The organism is Muricauda sp. MAR_2010_75 (assembly GCF_000745185.1).
GTDB lineage: Bacteria > Bacteroidota > Bacteroidia > Flavobacteriales > Flavobacteriaceae > Flagellimonas.
The window spans coordinates 1,325,500-1,346,868 of record NZ_JQNJ01000001.1; the positions used below are offsets into that span (position 1 = coordinate 1,325,500).

The 21,369-nt window shown below is 41.6% G+C and carries 21 protein-coding genes and 1 pseudogene; 14 read left to right on the plus strand and 8 right to left on the minus strand.

Annotated elements, in window-relative coordinates; all coding sequences use genetic code 11:
* Window positions 1–25: 25 nt before the first annotated feature.
* The 6 genes from accC to pdxA all read right to left on the minus strand — a co-directional run bounded on the left by accC (window position 26) and on the right by pdxA (window position 5,066).
* A complete protein-coding gene (gene accC, locus FG28_RS05930; RefSeq protein WP_036380751.1) occupies window positions 26–1,378 on the minus strand; it encodes an acetyl-CoA carboxylase biotin carboxylase subunit in 1,353 nt (450 codons plus the stop codon).
* An 89-nt stretch (window positions 1,379–1,467) separates the two neighbouring features.
* Window positions 1,468–1,962, minus strand: coding sequence for an acetyl-CoA carboxylase biotin carboxyl carrier protein (gene accB / locus FG28_RS05935; protein ID WP_036380753.1), 495 nt, complete (start codon window positions 1,960–1,962; stop codon window positions 1,468–1,470).
* 25 nt (window positions 1,963–1,987) lie between these two features.
* The gene (locus tag FG28_RS05940) at window positions 1,988–2,986 is read right to left on the minus strand and encodes a beta-ketoacyl-ACP synthase III (protein WP_036380755.1); all 999 of its coding nucleotides are present in this window, start codon (window positions 2,984–2,986) and stop codon (window positions 1,988–1,990) included.
* Window positions 2,987–3,161: 175 nt separating this feature from the next.
* Window positions 3,162–3,362: a 50S ribosomal protein L32 gene (gene rpmF / locus FG28_RS05945; protein ID WP_036380757.1), complete on the minus strand. Its 201-nt coding sequence runs from the start codon at window positions 3,360–3,362 to the stop codon at window positions 3,162–3,164.
* Window positions 3,363–3,369: 7 nt separating this feature from the next.
* Window positions 3,370–3,900 carry a DUF177 domain-containing protein gene (locus FG28_RS05950; protein WP_036380759.1) on the minus strand — a complete coding sequence of 177 codons (531 nt, stop codon included), beginning with the start codon at window positions 3,898–3,900 and terminating at the stop codon, window positions 3,370–3,372.
* 113 nt (window positions 3,901–4,013) lie between these two features.
* On the minus strand, window positions 4,014–5,066 hold the full coding sequence (gene pdxA / locus FG28_RS05955; RefSeq protein ID WP_036380761.1) for a 4-hydroxythreonine-4-phosphate dehydrogenase PdxA: 1,053 nt from the start codon (window positions 5,064–5,066) through the stop codon (window positions 4,014–4,016).
* Window positions 5,067–5,124: 58 nt separating this feature from the next.
* On the opposite strand from pdxA, the gene FG28_RS05960 reads away from it, so the two are divergent.
* The 5 genes and pseudogenes from FG28_RS05960 to FG28_RS05985 form a co-directional block, all read left to right on the plus strand.
* Entirely contained in the window at window positions 5,125–5,715 is a 591-nt protein-coding gene (locus tag FG28_RS05960; protein ID WP_036380764.1) for a riboflavin synthase, read from the plus strand.
* A gap of 55 nt (window positions 5,716–5,770) precedes the next feature.
* Window positions 5,771–6,526 (plus strand): sulfite exporter TauE/SafE family protein, encoded by a 756-nt coding sequence (locus FG28_RS05965; protein ID WP_036380767.1) that lies wholly within the window; start codon window positions 5,771–5,773, stop codon window positions 6,524–6,526.
* Window positions 6,527–6,622: 96 nt separating this feature from the next.
* Complete coding sequence (locus tag FG28_RS05970) at window positions 6,623–6,856, plus strand: aspartate/glutamate racemase family protein (protein WP_036380770.1); 234 nt, start codon at window positions 6,623–6,625, stop codon at window positions 6,854–6,856.
* An 80-nt stretch (window positions 6,857–6,936) separates the two neighbouring features.
* Window positions 6,937–8,075, plus strand: a protein-coding gene (locus tag FG28_RS05980) for an IS3 family transposase (protein WP_231562584.1) whose coding sequence is annotated in 2 segments (ribosomal slippage) — window positions 6,937–7,198 and window positions 7,198–8,075 — 1,140 coding nt in all. Because the reading frame shifts where the segments join, the coding sequence is not laid out codon by codon here.
* 23 nt (window positions 8,076–8,098) lie between these two features.
* Window positions 8,099–8,434, plus strand: a pseudogene (locus FG28_RS05985) (aspartate/glutamate racemase family protein); the annotation flags it as partial.
* Window positions 8,435–8,495: 61 nt separating this feature from the next.
* Here FG28_RS05985 and FG28_RS05990 read toward each other — a convergent pair.
* Window positions 8,496–11,111, minus strand: coding sequence for a M14 metallopeptidase family protein (locus tag FG28_RS05990; RefSeq protein ID WP_036380773.1), 2,616 nt, complete (start codon window positions 11,109–11,111; stop codon window positions 8,496–8,498).
* Between the two features lie 105 nt (window positions 11,112–11,216).
* On the minus strand, window positions 11,217–12,593 hold the full coding sequence (locus FG28_RS05995) for a Gfo/Idh/MocA family oxidoreductase (RefSeq protein WP_036380776.1): 1,377 nt from the start codon (window positions 12,591–12,593) through the stop codon (window positions 11,217–11,219).
* A gap of 573 nt (window positions 12,594–13,166) precedes the next feature.
* Between FG28_RS05995 and FG28_RS06000 the strand changes: the two genes are divergently transcribed.
* The 9 genes from FG28_RS06000 (at window position 13,167) to FG28_RS06040 (ending at window position 21,262) form a co-directional block, all read left to right on the plus strand.
* Window positions 13,167–14,006, plus strand: coding sequence for an AraC family transcriptional regulator (locus FG28_RS06000; RefSeq protein ID WP_197062554.1), 840 nt, complete (start codon window positions 13,167–13,169; stop codon window positions 14,004–14,006).
* Window positions 14,007–14,347: 341 nt separating this feature from the next.
* Window positions 14,348–15,598 (plus strand): site-specific integrase, encoded by a 1,251-nt coding sequence (locus FG28_RS06005; RefSeq protein ID WP_036380782.1) that lies wholly within the window; start codon window positions 14,348–14,350, stop codon window positions 15,596–15,598.
* A 6-nt stretch (window positions 15,599–15,604) separates the two neighbouring features.
* Window positions 15,605–16,774 carry a hypothetical protein gene (locus FG28_RS06010; RefSeq protein WP_156102215.1) on the plus strand — a complete coding sequence of 390 codons (1,170 nt, stop codon included), beginning with the start codon at window positions 15,605–15,607 and terminating at the stop codon, window positions 16,772–16,774.
* Between the two features lie 139 nt (window positions 16,775–16,913).
* Window positions 16,914–17,216, plus strand: a complete 303-nt coding sequence (locus FG28_RS06015) for a helix-turn-helix domain-containing protein (protein WP_036380788.1) — start codon at window positions 16,914–16,916, stop codon at window positions 17,214–17,216.
* An 8-nt stretch (window positions 17,217–17,224) separates the two neighbouring features.
* Window positions 17,225–18,433, plus strand: coding sequence for a primase-helicase family protein (locus FG28_RS06020; RefSeq protein WP_036380791.1), 1,209 nt, complete (start codon window positions 17,225–17,227; stop codon window positions 18,431–18,433).
* Between the two features lie 204 nt (window positions 18,434–18,637).
* A complete protein-coding gene (locus FG28_RS06025) occupies window positions 18,638–19,501 on the plus strand; it encodes a toprim domain-containing protein (protein ID WP_036380793.1) in 864 nt (287 codons plus the stop codon).
* Window positions 19,479–19,949, plus strand: coding sequence for a mobilization protein MbpA (gene mbpA, locus FG28_RS20925; protein ID WP_231562602.1), 471 nt, complete (start codon window positions 19,479–19,481; stop codon window positions 19,947–19,949). The genes FG28_RS06025 and mbpA overlap by 23 nt, the downstream gene beginning before the upstream one ends.
* Window positions 19,946–20,803 carry a relaxase/mobilization nuclease domain-containing protein gene (locus FG28_RS06035; RefSeq protein WP_036380796.1) on the plus strand — a complete coding sequence of 286 codons (858 nt, stop codon included), beginning with the start codon at window positions 19,946–19,948 and terminating at the stop codon, window positions 20,801–20,803. The genes mbpA and FG28_RS06035 overlap by 4 nt, the downstream gene beginning before the upstream one ends.
* A gap of 12 nt (window positions 20,804–20,815) precedes the next feature.
* Window positions 20,816–21,262: a DUF6730 family protein gene (locus FG28_RS06040; protein WP_036380799.1), complete on the plus strand. Its 447-nt coding sequence runs from the start codon at window positions 20,816–20,818 to the stop codon at window positions 21,260–21,262.
* The last annotated feature ends 107 nt before the right edge of the window (window positions 21,263–21,369 follow it).

Genomic DNA, 21,369 nt, shown 5'->3' on the forward strand with positions numbered 1-21,369 from the left:
ACCCCGATTTTCATCGGGGTCGATATTAATCTTGATATTTAGGATCCATTTTAAACCCTTCCATGAATTTGGTGGTGTAATTCCCCGCCAAATAATCTGGGTGGTCCATTAATTGTCTGTGGAACGGAATTGTGGTCTTTACGCCTTCAATCACAAACTCATCCAGTGCCCTTCGCATTTTGTTGATGGCCTCCTCCCTGGTTTGGGCGGTGGTGATCAACTTCGCGATCATCGAGTCATAGTTTGGCGGGATCATGTAACCACTGTACACGTGCGTGTCCAAACGAACCCCGTGGCCTCCTGGTGTATGCAATGTTGTTATTTTTCCGGGAGAAGGCCTAAAATCGTTATACGGATCTTCCGCATTGATTCGGCATTCAATGGAGTGCAATTTTGGATAGTAATTCTTTCCTGAAATGGGCACACCTCCGGCCACTAAAATCTGCTCACGGATCAAATCATAATCCACAACCTGTTCGGTAATGGGATGCTCCACCTGAATACGGGTGTTCATTTCCATAAAGTAGAAGTTTCGGTGTTTATCCACCAGAAACTCCACAGTTCCTGCGCCTTCATATTTTATATATTCAGCCGCTTTTACAGCTGCATTACCCATATCTTCCCGTAGGGAATCCGTCATAAACGGCGATGGGGTCTCCTCAGTCAATTTTTGGTGTCTACGCTGTACGGAGCAGTCTCTTTCGGACAGGTGGCAAGCCTTCCCATATTGGTCTCCAACCACTTGGATTTCAATATGTCTGGGCTCTTCAATGAGTTTTTCCATGTACATTCCACCATTGCCAAATGCCGCAGTGGCCTCTTTGACAGCGCTTTCAAAATTCTTTTCCATTTCCTCCTCGGACCAAATGGCACGCATTCCTTTTCCACCACCACCTGCAGTAGCCTTGATCATCACGGGATATCCCATTTTTTTGGCTTCTTTCCTGGCATGGTCCACATCTTTCAACAAACCATCCGAACCGGGAACCGTGGGTACACCTGCTTTTTTCATGGTTTCCTTGGCCGTTGCCTTGTCTCCCATTTTTTCAATCTGCTCACCCGAAGCACCAATGAACTTAATATCGTGCTCTGCACAAATCTTGGAAAATTTGGCGTTTTCGGAAAGAAATCCATAGCCTGGGTGAATTCCATCGGCATTGGTAATCTCTGCCGCAGCGATGATGTTGGGTATCTTTAAATAGGATTCCTGACTTGGTGCCGGACCAATACAAACAGCCTCGTCCGCAAACCGCACATGAAGGCTTTCCTCATCGGCTTTGGAATAGACGGCCACCGTTTTGATGCCCATTTCCTTACAGGTACGTATAATGCGAAGCGCAATCTCGCCCCTATTTGCAATTAATATCTTTTTAAACATAGAATACAATTTTAAAATCTGGATTCTAAATTTTAAATGGTTTTAAACAACTAGCAATTAGTCACTTAAAATTTAGCATTTAAAATTATCTATGATGGGTCTACCAAAAACAAAGGTTGGTCAAATTCAACTGGAGAAGAATCTTCAACCAAAACTTTTACGATTTTACCAGAAACTTCAGATTCAATATCGTTGAAAAGTTTCATCGCTTCGATCACACAAAGCACATCACCTTGGCTCACAGTGGAACCTACTTCAACAAACGGTGGTTTGTCTGGAGATGGTTTTCTATAGAATGTTCCTATGATGGGTGATTTTATTGTGATGTACTTGGAGTCATCGGATTTTGATGCGGAGTCTGTCTTGGTTGCTTCAGGTGCTTGGGCGGCAGGTGTTTGGGTTGCCGGAGGTGCAGACTGAGCCTGGGGAACAGGTATTTGCTGTACAATCGTTGTTTCTGGTGAGCTAGAACTGGTGCTGCCCGTTCGGATAGTGATCTTGAGGTCTTCCATCTCCAATTTCACCTCGCTGGCGCCCGATTTGGCGACAAACTTGATCAAACTTTGAATTTCCTTAATGTCCATGGAATATAATTTAGTTAGTAGTGTGCTATTTTGAATTATAGGCCCATTTTAAATAAATGGAACCCCATGTAAACCCTCCGCCAAAGGCGGCAAAAATTAAATTATCCCCCTTTTTCAGTTGTTTTTCGTAATCAAACAACAACAGGGGCAATGTGGCGGATGTGGTATTTCCGTACCGATCTATGTTGATCATCACCTTTTCAGGGGCCACTCCCATTCGGTTTGCCGTGGCATCAATTATACGTTTATTGGCCTGATGCGGTACCAACCACTGCACATCTTCATGGGTAAGGTTGTTCCGTTCCATGATCAGTGCAGAGACATCGGCCATATTGGAAACGGCGAACTTGAAAACAGACTTGCCGTCTTGATATACATAATGTTGTTTGTTCTTTACCGTTTCTTCTGAAGCCGGAAGAATGGAACCTCCAGCATCAATTTTTAAAAACTGCCGCCCAACACCGTCGGACCGCAAGTACTCATCCTGCAATCCCAACCCTTCCTCATTGGGCTCAAAAAGAACGGCCCCGGCACCATCACCAAAAATGATGCAGGTTGTACGATCGGTATAATCAATGATGGATGACATTTTATCGGCACCAATCACCAACACTTTCTTATATCTTCCAGATTCAATATAACTGGCCGCTGTGGACATTCCGTACAAAAAACTGGAGCATGCCGCCTGCAAATCGTAGGCAAAAGCATTTACAGCACCAATTTCTGAGGCTACATAAGCAGCGGTTGATGCCACCGGAAGGTCTGGGGTGGCCGTGGCCACTAACACAAAATCTATTTCGGAAGGGTCTACCCCGCTTTTTTGGATCAAATCTTCGGCCGCCCTAATGGCCATGTATGATGTTCCGGCGTTTTCTTTTTTTAAAATCCTTCGTTCCTTGATTCCTGTTCTGGTAGTAATCCATTCGTCATTGGTATCTACCATGGTTTCCAGCACTTTGTTGGACAGAACGAAATCTGGAACGTATCCACCTACAGCTGTGATTGCTGCTGTTGTTTTCTTCATTTTAGCGTCTCTTTTTTTGTCAAAAACATTGAAATTTGACCCAAAAGCGGTGAAAATTAGTCATTTTATATGACTTTTTCGTCAAAAAGGGTTCGTTTTTAAATCAGAATATGGGCCCATAAAAAAACTCCCGTTGCAGCATAACGGGAGTTGGTTTATTATGAGAAGGTTGCGGTTAGGCCGCAGTCTCTTCTTCGGTCTTGTCAATTAAAACTTGGCCTCTGTAGTACAATTTACCTTCGTGCCAATGAGCTCTGTGGTACAAGTGCATTTCACCGGTTGCTGAATCCTTGGCAATGGTAGGGGCCACAGCTTTGTAGTGGGTTCTTCTTTTGTCCCTTCTGGTTTTTGATGTTTTTCTTTTAGGATGTGCCATTATAAACCTATTTGTCCGTTAGTAACTTTTTTAAATCGTCCCATCTGGGATCTGTTTTTTCTGATGCTCCTTTGTTCTCTTTTGGCTGCAATTCTTCCAGCTTGTCCAAGATATCGGATTTCAATGTTCCGTCAAGCACACCTGGGTGTACCCGCTTTTGTGGAACGGCCAGCACCAACATCTCGTAGATGTATTGTGCAATGTTGAACTGATGTTCTCCATGGGGAATGATCAAGATCTCATCGTCCTCATCATTGTATTCTTCCCCAAACTTGATCACCAAATGCAACTCTGAACTGATGGGTTGATCAAAAGGCTCCCCTGTTAGATCACAGTCCACATTTACCGTACCCCTCGCCTTGACTCCCAGTTCCATCATAGTGCTCATTTTGTCCAATATGGCGGTCACTAGGAGCTCAGCTCCATTAAATTCTTGGTATTCAAAAGATTCAAAGAACGAATTGTCAATCTTGTACACAAATTCATGTTTCCCCACTTTCAATCCTGAAAAAGGGATAAAAAACTCCTTCAGCTTCATCGTTTCTACACTTAGGGTTTGTGTACCAGCCCGTAAAGGCGGGTGCAAAGATACTACTTATTTGCAAAACTGCAATTCCAAAGCTAACAAATATCAAATCCAAGTACAAGTTTTTAACTAGCGCGTTTGGTCTTTTGTTTTTGCAATGGATTTTTATTCAATTCTATATATTCTGAACGGTTCTTAAAGACTTTAATTGCCATGAAAACCGCTTCTTTAAAGGAACTTTCATCTGCTTTTCCTTTTCCTGCAATTTCATAGGCGGTACCATGGTCCGGTGAAGTGCGAATCCGTTCCAATCCTGCGGTATAATTCACGCCTTTTCCAAAGGAAAGGGTTTTAAATGGAATTAGGCCTTGATCATGGTAGGCCGCCAAAACCGCATCGAAATTGTTATGGGTATTAGAGCCAAAGAAACTATCCGCAGAATAAGGACCATACACCAAGGTTCCTTTGTTGAACAATTCTTGAATGACCGGTTTCATAATCTTATCGTCTTCCTCGCCAATGGTTCCATTATCCCCACTATGCGGATTAATACCCAATAGTGCAATTTTAGGTCTACGTATTCCAAAATCCATTTTGAGCGACTTTTCCATGGTCGCCACTTTATGCCGAATCAATTTCGGGGTTATGGCTTGGGCTACATCTTTTACGGCGATATGATCCGTCAACAGTCCTACCCGAAGGGTATCAGCGACCATGAACATCAGGCTTTCGCCTTGCAGTTCTTGGGCCAAAAAATCGGTATGGCCCGGAAACTTAAAATCATCGGCCTGCACATTGTTCTTATTGATGGGGGCCGTAACCAGCACATCAATCTTTTCCTCCTTCAAGGCGGCTACCGCAGCCCTAAGGGATTTAATAGCATATTTTCCGCCTTCTTCGGTAGCTTTTCCGTATTCAATGTTGGGGACTTCCTTCCATACATTTACAATATTAACCTTTCCATCCAACGCTTGGGATGCGTCCCGCACTCCATTAAAGGTTATGTCGATTCCCAAATCTCCCTTTTGTTGGGAAATGGTCTTGTTCGATGCAAAAATGACCGGGGTACAGAAATCCAACATTCTGGCATCTTCAAAAGTCTTGAGTGCCACTTCGCACCCTATGCCGTTTAGGTCCCCAATGGAAATCCCGAGCTTTATTTTTGGCGTTTCTTTCATAGAATCAATACTGATATAGCTACTTTTGCACTACAAAGCTAGTCAATTAATAACATTCATGTTCACAGGTATAATAGAGACTTTGGGGAAAGTTGAAAAGCTCGAAAAAGAAGGTGGGAATCTGCACATTACGGTTTCTTCCAATATCGCCCAAGAATTGAAAATAGACCAGAGTGTGTCCCACAATGGGGTGTGCCTCACTGTGGTGTCCATTGAAGGTGGCTCCTACACCGTGACCGCTATTGAAGAGACCTTGAACAAGACCAGTTTGGGTACTTTGAAGGTAGGAGATGTCGTGAATTTGGAGCGCGCCATGCTATTGGGAGCTCGTTTGGATGGCCATATTGTACAGGGTCATGTGGACCAAACCGCTGTTTGTATTTCCATTGCGGAAAAAGATGGAAGTTGGTTTTTCACTTTTCAATATGATTCCAAATTGAACAATATTACCATTGAAAAAGGTTCCATTACAGTAGATGGCGTAAGCCTTACCGTGGTCGATTCCAAAAAGGATAGCTTCAGTGTGGCCATTATACCGTATACCTACAAACACACTCGGTTTCATACCTATAAAGTGGGTACTGTGGTGAACCTTGAGTTTGATGTGGTGGGCAAGTATGTGGCTCGACTGATGGAATTGCGGAGCTGATAGCCCTTCCAAAGACATCTTTTTAGGTTACTTTTGTTCTTAACCAATAAACGGAATGGACCTATCCTCTATCTCCCAAATTTCAATCGCCTCTTGGGTCTTGGCAGCCACGGCAACTTTTCTTTTGGGAATATCAAAAGCAGGTTTGAAAGGTATGTCCATTTTCAATGTAACGTTGATGGCCTTGGCTTTTGGCTCCAAGGCTTCAACTGGTTTGTTTGTTCCCTTATTGATCGTTGGAGACATCTTTGCGGTTATCTATTACAATAGGCACACCCAATGGAAATATATAATTAGGTTTCTTCCTTGGATGATATTGGGTATCCTCGTTGGAGTGCTAGTTGGGAAAGACCTCCCTGAAAAAGAATTCAAATGGGGCATGGTCACGGTTATTTTCATCAGTTTGGGGATGCTGTACTGGTGGGACCGACGAAAAACGGAACACGTTCCCACCCATTGGCTGTTTGCGGGGTCTATGGGCATCATGGCGGGAATTTGCACCATGATCGGGAATTTGGCGGGGGCCTTCACCAATATTTTCTTTTTAGGGATGCGATTGCCCAAAAACGAATTTGTGGGCACCGCGGCTTGGTTATTTTTCATCACCAATACCTTTAAGCTTCCCTTTCACATCTTCGTTTGGAAAACGGTTACTGTGGAAAGCCTCATGATCAACCTTAGGTTACTGCCTGCCATTTTGGTGGGACTTTTTCTTGGAGTGGTCATCGTGAAGAAAATCAATGAAAAAAATTACAAGCGCTTTATTCTAATTGTGACCGCTATTGGTGCCATTGCCATTCTTTTCAAATAATAGAAAAGGAATAAACCTATTTCCTGTTTTTCGTCATAGTATTTCTATAATTTATTCTAAATCTTTACCCCATTAGTCAGGTCAAAAAAATGCCCTATGAAAACTTTGGGAATGATCGGTGGAACCTCATGGCATTCCACCATTGAATATTACAGACTTATCAATCAAATGGCAGCCAAGATCATTGGTGAACATGCCAATCCACCCTTGATCATCCACAGCATTAATATTGAATTAATGCGGGAACAAAACAAGGAAAAAATAAATACAAAGTATTTAGAGACCTCGCGGAAACTTCAAGAGGCAGGAGCTTTGGCCATAGTTATGTAGCCTTCCCTAAAAATGTAGCCTTCCCTAAAAATAGGACAGTTTAAAATTCAGATTTTCTAACTTTAAATTTTAACTGTCACATGAAAAAAAGCAAGTTTACCGAGAGCCAGATCATCAAGGCACTGAAAGAGAACGAACAGGGCCGCAAGGTGGGTGACATATCCCGTGAGATGGGGATTGACACCAGCACTTTTTATTATTGGAGGAAGAAGTACGGGGGCATGGAAGTTGCGCATATGAAGCGCTTGAAGGAACTCGAGGAGGAGAACCGCAAACTCAAGCAGATGTACGCCGATGCCAGTCTTGACATCCGTATGCTCAAGGACGTACTGTCAAAAAAGTTCTAGGGCCTTCCGACAAGAAGCAGCGCGCCAAATATCTCCAGGAGGCCTATTCTGTATGTGTATCGCGTTCCTGTGGGGTACTGGACCTTGCCCGGTCGATGTGGTACTACCATAGCAGGAGGGACGACACCGAGGTCGTCGATGCCCTTTCCAGGCTGGCCGAAGAGCTGCCGACAAGGGGATTCGAGGTGTATTACAAGCGTTTGCGTCGCGAAGGCCGCAACTGGAACAGGAAACGGGTGTTGAGGGTCTACAGGTCCATGAACCTAAAACTCAGGAGGAAGCACAAGAAGAGGCTTCCTGCAAGGACAAAGAACCCACTGGGGGCCCCGATGGAGCTCAACGAGGTCTGGAGCATGGACTTTATGGCCGATGTGCTGTCCGATGGAAGGAAGATAAGGGTGTTCAATGTGATGGACGACTGCAACCGGGAGGCACTGGCCATGGACGTGGGGCTGAACTATCCGGCGATAAGGGTAGTGGAGACCTTATCACAACTGGAGGAGGAAATAGGCCTGCCAAAGACCATACGCTGCGACAACGGTCCGGAGTTCATATCCAAGGCCCTATCACAATGGTGCAAGGCCAAACGTGTCGAGCTGCAGTTCATCCAGCCCGGCAAGCCCATGCAGAACGGATATATGGAACGCCTGAACAGGTTTTACAGGGAGGATGTGCTCGATGCCTATTGGTTCAACGACCTCCACCAAGTAAGGGCACTGACCCAAAAATGGATGGAGGATTACAATACAAGGCATCCCCATTCATCCATCGGGGATATGCCGCCCAGGGAATACAAGAAACGTTTCGGGGAAGAATTCTTCCCCGAAACAGACAACATTAATGATAATTTTATGAATTTAGCGATGTCCTAAAAGGGGTAAGGCTACAAAAGCTCGGGCTTCTAGGGAACCGTCCCACTATGACGGGTGCCTTTATTCCCAAAGTGCTTAAAACAAACTACGCTATTGAAACTATTATCCCTGAAATGGATGCTATTCCAAAAGCCCATCACTATGTGTCCACCGAACTGACCCAAGGAATTTTCTCTGACGCGGCCAAAGCATTTTTTCTGGAGCAAATAGAAGAGCTTAAAACAAAAGGTGTCGAAGGTATTATTTTGGGATGTACTGAATTGCCTTTACTTATAAAACAAAATGAAGTTGATATACCCATCTTGGCCACTACAGACCTTCATGCACAAATGGCGGTTGATTTTATTTTTCAGGAATAGAAAAATAAAAACCCATCAAATTGATGGGTTTTATCTATGGGTTATACTTTTTTTTTCTGATTTATTCCGAAGCCCCTTCGTAAATCGCATTAAAAATCAACTTATAAGTTCCTCGGGGTTGCGCACGGAACTGCGGTCTAAAAGCAAACAGTATTACGGCCCCTTTGCCGTATTTCGCTTTGACCATTGCAGGCTTTTTGGCGATATACTTGTTTTCACCCATAGCCCAACCGCTCATCAAAAGGTTCTTTTCCGCATAGGTGGCAATGACCTCAACTTCGGGTTTAGGTGCATCTTTAATATCTTCTTTACCGCCTTCACCTTCCTTGCTCTGCTTATCTATGATGAAAGCCCTGCTCTTGTTAAAGGATACGGATACGGTATCTTTCATACCAAAGGCCAATGGGTTGGTAGTGTCAATTCCGGTTTTGATCAAAGAGCCTGGAATGAAGAAATCTTTGCTATCCACCCCTTCAACAGCATCTTTTAATGGAAGGCCAAACTGTTCTATGACAAAATCGCTGGCGGCATCAAAGGCCAGCAAAGTCCCTCCTTGCTTTACGTAATTGCTCAGGGCTAGAGAACCGTCCAATCCAACACCTCCTGTAAATTTTTCGGGCATTTCCAAGGGCGTATGTCCATGCAAAATGGATTTTGCTTCTTGGGATGGCAAGATAATGGCATCATACTTGGACAAATCCACCGTTTTAATGTCCGCATCGTGAAGGGTATCGGTATCAAACGCATACTCATCCATCACGAAGCGGGTCCAACCCTCATCCATATTGGCCACCCAAGATTTATAGAGCCCCACTTTGGGTAAATGAAGCTTGGTCAACTGAACCTCTGGTTTGGCCATCAAACCAGCAAATTCCAAACCATATTCATCCGCTAGAGACTCCATCAAGGCCTTATCTCCAGTAACCACAAATGATCCCGCAGGAAAAGAAACTTTTCCCGCTTTGAATTCGGTCATGGCTTTATAAGCCGTACCTCCGGCTTTTAAAATTTTGTTGGTAGCGGCAACTGAGGCATTGGTATTTACATTCAGCGCGTATCCATATGAGCCGTTGCGGTTGAGGCCTCCTTCATAATATTCAACTTTTCCAGTAACCTTTTCTGTTGAGACATCAAAAGGCTCTTTAATTTTAGCAACATCCACACCCATTTGCAAGGGTAAAGTCCATCCCGCTAAATCATAAGGGGTGTCCGGAGGCCCGCCTGGGTATTGGAAACGGGTTGGATAGTCCTGCTTTTCCATCAAGTCCAACAAATAAGGTCGAAATGCCTGACCGCCATAAATCACATAGGAGCCTTTTTCGTGTTTAGTGTCGCCAATGGTAAAATCCTTTGTTGCCTTTTCAATTTCAATTCCGCCTTGCAACAACACGTTTACCAAATTGACAGCTTCAAAAGAATCCCACTGGTCTTTGCCTATCACGTAGGCAAAAGGACCTTCGGTCTTGGCTTTTTCAATGGCCGAAGCTCCCATTTTGTAAATATTATAGAGGTAATTGCTCTTTCTGTCCGCTGCCAAATCCAAAACGGCCCAAGTTGCTGTGAGCATATAATCCACCGCATCCCTAAAATGGGATTCGCCCCCTTTCCAGGGGTCGGGGTACATGATGTCGGTTCCATCGGTAGGCGTACCTCCAGCCACGGTTTTTGGAAGTTTTTCAGGATCGTAGAATCTAGGGGTTGGGGAGGTGTGGCCCGTTTCGGTAAGGATGCCGATCATATTGTGATAGTAGGGCACGGTTCTACCTCCACCATTCCAGAACATGGTATAGAAGTTATCGGCAATGGCTCCCGGCATATTTTCCAACGAAAAGCGTTTGGACATGGCCGAACCTACTTCACTAACTCCTGCGGTTACGGCTGGATGAATCTTCGGGTTGACCGGATCCGCATACGGAGGAATGGAAATCTTGGTCCAGGAAGGTGATGATTGGTGATGGTTGTACACAATCTGTGGATACCATTCGTTGTACAAGACTTTGGTGACATTATAGGTTTCTGGCATGGTGTTCATAAACCAATCCCGATTATTGTCGTGTCCCATATAATAATGGTAGAGTATGGGAGGCCTTGACGTTTCATAAGGCGTATCACGGTTTTTTCGATACCAATCCACCACAATGTCCAATCCATCAGGATTCATCACGGGCATTAAAAGGGTGATAACATTTTCCCGCACTTTTTGCATTTCTGGAGTTTCCGAAGTGGCCAGCGTATAGGCCAGCTCTGAAGTCATTTGGCCATGGGCCAACTCGGTGGAGTGCATTCCACCATCTATCCAAACAATGGCTTTCCCCTCTTGAGCAAGTTTGGCTGCTTCGCCATCTTCAACTTGAACTCTGGCCAATTTAGTACTGATGTCTTTCCATTTATCCAATTGCGCCAAATTTTCCTCAGAAGAAATAAACAGTAGGTACATTTTGCGACCCAGAACCGTTTCGCCAATCTCAATTTTTTTAACACGACTGGAAGCATTGTCGAGTTTTGTAAGATAATCTTCAATTTGAGTGTAATCTGCTAATTGGTAATCGTCGCCAACACTGAATCCGTACACCTCCTTGGGAGATGGAACACTTTGCGCTATGGCCAACGAGGTGAGGGCCAAAAACATCGCTGCGGAGAACAGCAACGTTTTGAGGTTTACAATTTTTGGAATCATTTTTTGAATGAGTTAGAATTTCGTTGGAAATTACGGAATCCTGAGGAGTAAAGTAAATCTATGGGCTGTGAATTAAATCTCCAGTCGCAATTTTAAATCAAAAAATTACAATATGGTTTCCGAAGGATGCTGCCACGCTCCCCGATATTGGCGTTTTAACAATGCTGTTGCCTCGGGGTCATCAACAATGATTCTTTGTTGAGGGTTGTAGATCAAGGGGCGTTCCAAATCCATTGCAAGATTGGCCATGATACAGCTTGCGGTGGAAATATGGCCTTGTTCCACATCGGCCACGGGCAGTGTGTCGTTTTCAATGGAATCCAATAAATCCAACATGTGTGCCCGAGTTGCCGGAGCGGTATGCAGTTCGATGTCCTTTTCCTTTAAATCCTCTGGAAATTGTTTACGCTCGTAAACCGCCTCTTTTTTAATGATTTTGCCGCCATCATTTGGAATAAACTCGTATTTGTGTACACTTCCCTTCAAGGTTCCCTTTTCCCCATAAATAAAAAAGGCCCATGGATATTCGGGATCGGGTGGGGTGCCCCAACTGCGGTGCTGCCAAATGCAATTGAGCCCATCAAATTCAAATATGGCGGTTTGGGTATCAGAAATATTGGCTATGGAATCCTTCTGCACGTAAATTCCCCCAGTGGAGCTTACTTTCTTGGGCCATCCTAGATCAAGCATCCAACGCACCGTATCCAACATGTGAACACACATATCGCCCACAATTCCATTTCCGTATTCCATAAAAGCACGCCAGGTTCGGTGGGGCAGACCCACAAAAGGTCTCAAAGGAGCGGGGCCGGACCAAAGGTCGTAATCAAAATAATCTGGCACTTCTTGAACTGGTGGATTGGCATTCCATCGCATGTGGTAATAGCAGCAAATGTCCACATGGGATATGTTGCCCAATAGTCCGGCCTCAATAATGTTTTTTTTGCCTTCAACCAAATGTGGCGTGCTTCTGCGCTGGGTTCCCACTTGGACCTTTTTTCCCAATCTTCGGGCGGTGGCCAAAATAGCTTCGCCCTCCAAAACATCAAGACTTATGGGTTTTTGCAAATACAAATGCGCCCCGGATTCCATGGCTTCAATGGCCTGAAGGGCGTGCCAATGGTCTGGAGAACCAATCAGCACAATGTCCAAATCCTTTTCGGCCAACATTTTGCGATAATCTTTATACAAACGCGGTTTTCTGCCCGATTTCTGTCTTTCAGAAACGAGTTTTGCGGTTTCTTCCAAATAGTTGCGGTCCACATCACATAGGGAAACCACTTCCACATTGGCCACTTGAATCAGCTTTAACAAATCACTTTTGCCGTACCATCCACAGCCGATAAGGCCAACATTCCATTTTTTCTCCGAATACATTATATCCAACCCGTAGGCACCAAATGATGATAAGGCTAAGGCTGCGGTGGATCCTTTTAAAAAGTTTCTTCGATTTATGTAAAATGGCTTGGGTTGGTTATTCATCTTTATTGGTTTTTGACATTCAATTTAGTAATACTCTTTTAATCCCTCACTATTGCAAAAACGAAACCTGATTCTCGCTGGGGTGAACCGTTGCTTTTTAGCCCTTAAAATGAATCAGAGGTAGTACATGCCGGAAAATAGCTTCAACCAATACTGGATATAGATGAACTACTTGTTTCTTTTCACAGCATTAGCCCTGAAAGCTCCTGATTTACTTTTTGCTGCGTTTATCACCAAAAACCATGACGACCACAAAACCAACTTTCATTTCTTCTATAAATTCAGTAATGTTGACATACGGTTAATGGCTTGATCATGGATTTTTATGCGAAAACCTTACTTATACTCTTGCTAAGCCAGTGCCTCCCTTTTTCCATATTCCTGTTTTTCACATCCCGGGGAAGAAGGGTCAGTAACCGCCTATTGGCCACTTTCTTTTTCATATTGTCCCTTCAATTCGTTTTGGTTTTCATTAAGGGTTTTCAGTTTCTAGGGCTAGATGTATATAGACTTACCCTACTTGTTGGTATTTGGTTTGGCCCCATTCTTCTTTTGTATACCAAAAGCCTCTTGTTGAAAGAGGGTGGAAAGTTAGATTTCAAAAAAAATCGAGTTTATTTTATTCCTCCATTACTTTTTTGGATTTTGGTTTTCTTTATCCAGCGGTTTCAGACACTCGAAATCTGCGATTCCATTATTACAGCGGCCTATTTCATTTATTCCTATTTGTACTTCAAAGAGAGGGTCAAACTGAAAACAGCTACCGAACTAGAAAGTCAAAAGTTGACCATTCGGTGGATTCGAATTGTACTTTTCACATTGATAGGAATAACTGTCATAGATGTCGTTGAACTTGTGGTTCGATTGATCGATGGGATGCGCCCCATAAATTACTACATATTCTATGTAGAGCTATTGGGGTTTCTTTTTGTGTTGTACTATTATATTTTTTTTGGAGCAACACAATCCTCCCATTTTATGGGCTTCAAGGAGCTATTTTCCAACGATGGGCAAAGGCCAAAATATGCGTCCGTAGAAATGAGTTCTGATGAATCTATTGCGCTCTTCAATGAAATAGATGCACTGCTTTCCAACCAAAAGCTATATTTAAAGAACATTAAAATAGCAGAACTGGCCGGAATACTGAAAATTCCGGTAAACAAGGTCTCCAGGTCCATTAATGAAAACTATGGAGAAAGCTTCTCTGATTTGGTTAACACAAAAAGAGTGGACCATGCGAAGAAACTGTTATCAGATCCCAAAAATAATGATAAGCTCTTGGCCATTGCCCTTGATTCTGGCTTCAACAATAAGGTTTCGTTTTACAAAAATTTTAAACGTCTGGTGGGTGTATCGCCTTCGGAGTTTCGAGACCGAGCATTGCTCCAGAGAAAAATGGACCCTTCTGATTAGTGTTGTGTAGAACCGTGTTGAAGTTCCCAAAATAGGGCTTTGTTGAGGGTTTACAACTACGTAGGTCATGTTATTAGAGCTTTCCCATAACCACAACGAAAAACCCGCAGCAATCTAATCTTTAAATTGTTACGGGTTTTAAAAGTGGTCCCACCTGGACCTATTTTTTAGCTTCATGGTTTTTCATGTAATATAATTGCTTAACTTATAGCACGTAAGGTGTTAGGTGAATTCTGTTTAGCAGATTTTATCATTTTATATGGTGTTATTTGCCCCCTATTTTGCCCCCCTTTAAACGTACATTAGTCCATATAAATCCATATTAGATTAAACTACATTAAATGCAATTAACTTTTACTATTAGAAAAGACAAGCAGAATAAGGATGGAACTCTACCAATTAGGGCGGTGGTCACTTTTAATGGGGAACGGTTTCGGAAAAATATCAACGGTGTTAAAGTACTGCCTAAACATTGGAAAAAGGAACGAATCCGGCCCAACTCAAAAGGAGAACCATACAACTATCACATTGAGTACAATCAAATATTGGATGACTTTTCAGATAAGGTTCATTCTATATTCCGGTATTTTCACTTAAACCAAAGGAATCCTTCAAAAGATCTTTTTGAGCAGAAGCTTAATGATAAGACATTTGGTGAAAATTCGCTTGCCCCACAATTCTTTGAAAGCTTTTCGGAATTTATTGAGTCCGGAAGGACGACAAAAGCTCTTGGGACTATCAAAAAGTATAAGACAGTAAAAGGATTTTTAAGGCAGTTCCAGACTTATACCTCATATCCACTCCATTTTGATACTATAAATATGGAGTTCTATGAAAAATTCCGGGACTACTGCTTTGAAGAACGGGACACACTGAACAACTACTTTGGAAAACTTGTCGCCATTGTTAAAACCTTTATGAATTGGTCTTTTGAAAGAGGTTACCATCAAAATCTAGAATTCAAGAAATTCAAAAGAACCGAAGACCGTATTGAGGTGATTTATTTGACCCAAGAAGAATTGATGCGCCTTTACAACTTTAAATTCCATTCCAAAAAACTTGATATGATCCGGGACTTTTATTGTTTTGGCTGCTTCACAGGACTTAGATACAGCGACATTAAACATTTATCATCCTCGAACATCTATGATAACCACATCAAAATTAACGTGGTTAAAACACGTAAAATCGACCAGACAATTCCTTTGAACATTTATGCAAAGGCCATACTAGAAAAGTACAAAGACTCCATATATGAGCCTCTTCCGGCTTATTCCAATCAAAAGGTCAACGAACATATTAAGACATGTTGCAAGAGAGCCAATATAATTACACCTACAACGACCACCAGGTACATAGGTCAAAAAAGAGTCGATATTACATTGCCCAAATACAAATTGATTACAAGTCATACAGCAAGAAAAACCTTCATTACCCTTAGCCTAATGCTCGGCATGAAGGAAGCTGTTATAAAAGAAATCTCTAACCACAGCGATGAACGTTCATTTAAGCGCTACGTTGATGTTTCCGAAAGTTTTAAACAGAAGGAAATGGAGAATACTTGGAATAAAATAAGTGCCACCTTAAACTAAGCCATTATGAAACTATATTACAACTACTTCATTTTCAAATCAATTTTCCACAATAGATATACACTACTATTATTCTTTCCTGCTATTTCCTTTGGAATATTTATTAGCATGATCATTGACGATTATGATGGACTTACATCAAGTCAAATGACAATTGAAAAAGTACAAGCACTTGTTTTTATCGCAACATTCATAGCAGTGGGTGTCTTTTATCCAAAAGCACTTAAAAGAATTTCCAAGACTTTTGAATTCATCAAGTATTCTAATTTTTACACTGCATCCTTCAAGCTTTTTGGAGAAAAGGACCAAAGACTATTCCATCAATACGTTTTAGAATCAATCCTTTCGAAGGATTTGAACCTCAAGAAATTTGCAAAGCAATTTGAGAATAGTCCCAAATGGCAACGCATACTTTTGGAAGAGCTAAATTCAACAACATTCAAAACGAGCTTTATTTCAGAATTGGACTTTCCCAGATTTGTAAATGAAGTATCAAACAAGCGTAAAAAATCAGGGTGGATTCGAGACCATTTGAACTATAAAACACCCTTTGAAAGAGCTTTCTTCATAGCCTCAAAGTATGCCTCCATACCATCAATATTGAACAATATCGATGGTGTAAAACAGGCAATAATCACTAACATTAACATTACTGATAATGGGGTTCAACTTGATGCGAAGGGACTTAAAGTGGATATTAACAAGGTAAATAAGGAAATCCATAATATTAATTTGAGGTATCGAATTCTGTTAAATCCAAGGATAACACAAGAGCAATTTGTCAAGATAATGCACAGTTATGGCGAAGAAAATTTGAACGGGTTCAAAGCTGTTCGTTTTGTGGCTTTTTTCACTGGATTTAGTACATATGAGAAAGAAAGATACAACTGTCAAAACATTTTCACTCCATATAGCATAGACTTAACGGATGATGAAACCAAAGAATTCATTGCATTTCTACGCTTTTTAATGGACCGGAAAGTAATCCTTGGAAAGGAATTTAACACCGATTCTAAGCTTGCTGAAATTGTAGAGATTCTAGTTGAAAATTGTTTGCTTTCATCAGAAACAATTCGCCGCAACTTTTCGGAAACGTACAAGCATAGGAAATCCCTTCACCCAGATACCCTCCGAAAAATTAACACTGCCATAGACAAAGATTTACCTCCCTTATAATTAATGTTTTCCGTTTCTCAACGAAGCGATAAGTAATTGAGGCATAAAACTTACCAAGAGTAGTTGGTAAGTCAATTTGGTGCTTTATCGAACATAGTTTAGCTGTGAAAATCTAAGTTTCACATTTAATCGCTTAACTATGTCAAACCCTATTCTATATGGTTTTACCAAGAAAGACTTGGAAAACACCATTGAGCTTGTTATAAAAAGACTCCAAAAAACATCCCTTGTATCGGAATCACCGCTTCTTTCAGAAGAAGACCGGTTAACCCAAAAAGAAGCTGCCCATTTTCTTGGCAAATCTGAACAATGCCTAATCAAGTGGAAAAAGCAAAACAAAATTCCCTATTACCAAATTGGTGATTCGCCCTTTTATTCCAAAAAAGAGCTTTTGGAATACGCCAAAAGAAACCCACACCTGAGAAGGCCAACATCTAAATAAAGATTTCAATGAATCAGGACATACCATATTTGAGGTCTGGTACTTCATTCTATAAAATCGTTCGAGTGCCAACAATATCCGGCCATTTTAATGAGCAATTGGTTACTTGGAGCGAACATGCGATAAAACAGGATCATGGTAAGGATTATTTAAGCAAGGTGCCCAAATATGATGGTTTTACCTGTATTCCAAACCATATTGATTTTAAAAGGGAACACCATGGCTTTTATAACATCTATTCACCCCTATCACACACACTTGAGTACAAAGAAATTCAGAATTCCTTGATGTTTATGGAGCATATATTTGGAAAACAAAAGGAGCTAGGACTTGACTTTTTGCAATTACTATATAAAAAACCGACACAAATACTACCTATCCTTTGTTTGGTTTCAACAGAAAGAAATACTGGAAAAAGTACCTTCCTAAAATGGCTCAAAGAAATATTTGAGAATAACCTAACGTATTTGACCAATGATAGTTTCGGTAGTCAATTCAATTCAGATTGGGCGAACAAACTACTTATCTGCATTGATGAAGTGCTCTTTAATAAAGAGGAACTCACTGAACGAATCAAATACTTAAGCACAACCAATCGCAATAAGCTTGAAGCAAAAGGAAAGGATAAAAGAGAAGTTGAGTTTTTCGGAAAATTTATTCTATGTAGTAACAATGAAGACAGTTTCATAAAAATCGATGCAAATGAAACCAGGTTCTGGGTTCGAAAAATAGCCCCCTTAAAAAAAGAGCAGACCGATTTCTTAGAAATGCTCATAGAAGAAATACCAGGGTTCCTGCACTTCCTCTCCCAAAGAAAATTAGTCTCGAAACAAAAAACGCGTATGTGGTTTACACCAGCTGAGCTTTACACACCAGCCCTTAAAAAACTGGTCAACAACAACCGTAACCGCGTAGAAAAGGAATTGGCCAGCCTCTTATTGAGTGCCATGGAAAAATTTGAAATGGAAAGTATTGACCTCTGTCCCATCGATGCCCTGCACATGCTAAATAAAACCAGAGTTAAAACCGATTTAACCCAACTAAGGAGGTTATTAAAAAAAGATTGGAAGCTGGACAACCAGAAAAACTCGAATAGCTATCAAAAGATAACCATCTGGGCGAATGGTGAAATCAATACTGAGGATGCCAAAGGAAGGTATTTTTCCATTAATAAGGATTTTTTGCTGAAGAATTTTGATGAAATGATGACAGATTAGCACAAACTCGGCAAACATAGGCCTTATGCTGTCATCATATTTTCATCATTTGGTCATCAAAATAAATAGTGATGACAGAAAAAAGATTAAAAAAAACCCTTTTGATGAAGTGATGAAAAATTGATGAATTCGGGAACCATATTAAATATTGGTCATTCTAAATAATGTTCATCAAATCATCAAAAAAATAATATAGAGAAGCTTATGAAAGAAAAAAGAATAACCTGTGAAAAAGCCCGCAACGTTTGCATCGTCCAAACGCTCGCAACGTTGGGGCACTTTCCCAGTAAACAATCGGAAAAAGAAGCTTGGTTTCCAAGTCCGTTCCGGTCGGAAACCCAAGCCTCTTTTAAGGTGTCCAAAACCCTCAACCGATGGTACGACCACGGTGAAGGTATCGGGGGCAATGTAATCGACCTGATCTGCAAATTGAAACAGATTTCCGTAAAGGAGACTCTGGAATTTTTTAGCGACAATCATTGTTCTTTTTCCTTTCAACAGCAACCCGTTATAAAGGGATCCCCGAAGCTTGAAATAACCCAAGTGCTTCCGATTCGGCATCCGGCCCTATTTGATTATCTCACAGAAAGGAAAATACCCCCTACCCTTGCTCATGGATATTTGAAACAAGTCCATTTTATCCTGAACTCCAAAAAATATTTCGCACTTGGTTTACAGAACGATAAGGGTGGATGGGAACTTCGGAACAAATTCCAAAAACTCTGTTGCTCCCCAAAGGCTACCACCCTTATTGGTAACAAAAAACAAAACGTTACCGTTGTCGAGGGCTTGTTCGATTTTCTGTCCCTATTGGTCATTCGACCTAAATGGTTTGTGGATTCGGATATGTTGGTTCTAAACTCATTGGCTTTTGCACCCAAAATTAGCCCCATTATAGAAAAATATGATGGTATTTATCTTGCCCTGGACAATGATGAAGCCGGCGAGAAATGGACACAATTTCTTACAAGGACATATCCAAGGGCCGTGGATAAAAGAAAATGCTTTGCCGGTTTCAAGGATATAAACGAAAAATTGATAGCCGATGCCCAGCGATACTATCCATAAAAAATATAACCCCGTCGAACTTTCCGAGTTGGTTGCTCTTGATGCATCCGGAAAACCAAAACGTAATTCTGATAAGAATTCGAGATGTGTGTCTGTGGACACAATCTCGCCCGCTCCCGATGGTCGCCGGGAAAAAAAGAAGTGTTTTAAGGGGAAAAAAGAATTGGTAAAATTCCGCTGTACCACCTACGAGAAAAAACTATTGATGGCAAAGGCGAAGCTATGTGGGCTGACATTAAGTGAATTCCTAAGGAGAGCGGCCATGGAACAAACCACCGTGGAACGATTGTCAGACGAGGAAATCGAAATTTATCAAATGCTGGCCAAGTACCACAACAACTTTAAATCGATTGGGAACATGTTCCGGAAAAAGAGTCCGAAACTGACCGAAATGGTCTACGATACTGCCAAGCAAATCAAGGAACATCTAAAAAAGTTTGGCAAGTGATAGGCAAGGGCAAATCAATTTCCCATACCCGGGCCTCCATGGGATATGGTTGGAACCAGGAGAAAAATGCCGAAGTAGTTTTTCGGCAACACTTGGTGGGTGAAAACCCCAGAGAAGTAACCGAAGAGTTCCAACGAATACAAGAAATGAACCATGTCTGTGAACGCAATACCCTTTCCTTTGTGTTGAGCCCGACCATAAATGATGGCCAACGATTAAAGAAGAAGGATCTGGAAAGGATTGCCAGGGCATTCATGGAAAGAATGAAGCTCGGGGAACGACAGGCCATTGCCTTTGTGCACCGTGACAAGGAACACACCCACATCCATTTGTACGTCAACCGTATCGACTTCAAAGGAGAAGCATACAATGATAGCTTTGTTGGCAAACGCAGTCAGAAAGCCGCCGAAAAAGTAGCGCAGACCATGCAATTGACCACCGTAAGGCAAGTGCAAATGGAGCGCGAATTTAATACCCTAGAACTTCGCAATGAAATCAAACGAAGGCACGAACTGACCTTGAAATATCAAAAACCTGAAAACTACCAACAATATATGGAAGGTCTGAAGGCCAATGGTGTCGAGGTCAAACCGAGTATCAATAGACAGGGGCAGCTCCAAGGCTTTCGGTTCGAATTCCAATGGCATAGCTTTAAAGGCAGTGAAATCAACCGGAATATGTCCATGGCCGGTATTGGTAGGGAATTGACACGGTACAACGCCCCTCAGAAAATCGTTTCTCCAAATAATACCATCAAGCTTTTCGACAAAGTGGTGCCGGTTCCTGAAAAACTCTTGGCATCCTTGGTTAAAAGGGCAATCAAAAAATCCATCGACATTGGAATGGGCATTTAAATTTAAAGTGATATGAACAAACTTGAAACCATCACACAACTATTGGTAAACGAGCTGACCGACTTTGATAAGAACGTACAACAATTAAGCGACCAAATGGAAAGGGCCGAATCTCTTCGGATAAAATTCGATTTATCACCAATTAAGGGTTTAATCTCACAATTGGAAGAACTTGGCAGGCATGAAACAGAAAGACGAGAACAGTATCTAGACCGGTTGGAACGAAACCTAGAACAAGCTAAAATCTATCCGAAATGGGCAGTGATTACCTTTATGGTCACTTGGACATTTGCTCTGGGGGCTATCTTTTACATCTATCTACAAGCCTCTAATTTGGAGCAAAATAAGAGGGATGCTTACCAATTGGGTATTCAGGAAAATCAGCAATTCCTTATTAAATTTTTTGACGATAACCCAAAGATTAGAAAAGAATACGAAAAATGGATGAAAAATAACTAACTCAAGTAATTGATTTTCAATATTTTATATTTATAAAGTACTTTGATTTTTTTACATCATAGTTTTTATGTAAAATATTTTTGGAATTAAAAATTTTTATTCGCTAA

Coding starts and splice junctions, on each gene's coding strand:
- accC (WP_036380751.1), bottom strand. CDS start 1,378: ATGTTTAAAAAGATATTAATTGCAAATAGGGGCGAGATTGCGCTTCGC.
- accB (WP_036380753.1), bottom strand. CDS start 1,962: ATGGACATTAAGGAAATTCAAAGTTTGATCAAGTTTGTCGCCAAATCG.
- FG28_RS05940 (WP_036380755.1), bottom strand. CDS start 2,986: ATGAAGAAAACAACAGCAGCAATCACAGCTGTAGGTGGATACGTTCCA.
- rpmF (WP_036380757.1), bottom strand. CDS start 3,362: ATGGCACATCCTAAAAGAAAAACATCAAAAACCAGAAGGGACAAAAGA.
- FG28_RS05950 (WP_036380759.1), bottom strand. CDS start 3,900: ATGAAGCTGAAGGAGTTTTTTATCCCTTTTTCAGGATTGAAAGTGGGG.
- pdxA (WP_036380761.1), bottom strand. CDS start 5,066: ATGAAAGAAACGCCAAAAATAAAGCTCGGGATTTCCATTGGGGACCTA.
- FG28_RS05960 (WP_036380764.1), top strand. CDS start 5,125: ATGTTCACAGGTATAATAGAGACTTTGGGGAAAGTTGAAAAGCTCGAA.
- FG28_RS05965 (WP_036380767.1), top strand. CDS start 5,771: ATGGACCTATCCTCTATCTCCCAAATTTCAATCGCCTCTTGGGTCTTG.
- FG28_RS05970 (WP_036380770.1), top strand. CDS start 6,623: ATGAAAACTTTGGGAATGATCGGTGGAACCTCATGGCATTCCACCATT.
- FG28_RS05990 (WP_036380773.1), bottom strand. CDS start 11,111: ATGATTCCAAAAATTGTAAACCTCAAAACGTTGCTGTTCTCCGCAGCG.
- FG28_RS05995 (WP_036380776.1), bottom strand. CDS start 12,593: ATGAATAACCAACCCAAGCCATTTTACATAAATCGAAGAAACTTTTTA.
- FG28_RS06005 (WP_036380782.1), top strand. CDS start 14,348: ATGCAATTAACTTTTACTATTAGAAAAGACAAGCAGAATAAGGATGGA.
- FG28_RS06010 (WP_156102215.1), top strand. CDS start 15,605: ATGAAACTATATTACAACTACTTCATTTTCAAATCAATTTTCCACAAT.
- FG28_RS06015 (WP_036380788.1), top strand. CDS start 16,914: ATGTCAAACCCTATTCTATATGGTTTTACCAAGAAAGACTTGGAAAAC.
- FG28_RS06020 (WP_036380791.1), top strand. CDS start 17,225: ATGAATCAGGACATACCATATTTGAGGTCTGGTACTTCATTCTATAAA.
- FG28_RS06025 (WP_036380793.1), top strand. CDS start 18,638: ATGAAAGAAAAAAGAATAACCTGTGAAAAAGCCCGCAACGTTTGCATC.
- mbpA (WP_231562602.1), top strand. CDS start 19,479: ATGCCCAGCGATACTATCCATAAAAAATATAACCCCGTCGAACTTTCC.
- FG28_RS06040 (WP_036380799.1), top strand. CDS start 20,816: ATGAACAAACTTGAAACCATCACACAACTATTGGTAAACGAGCTGACC.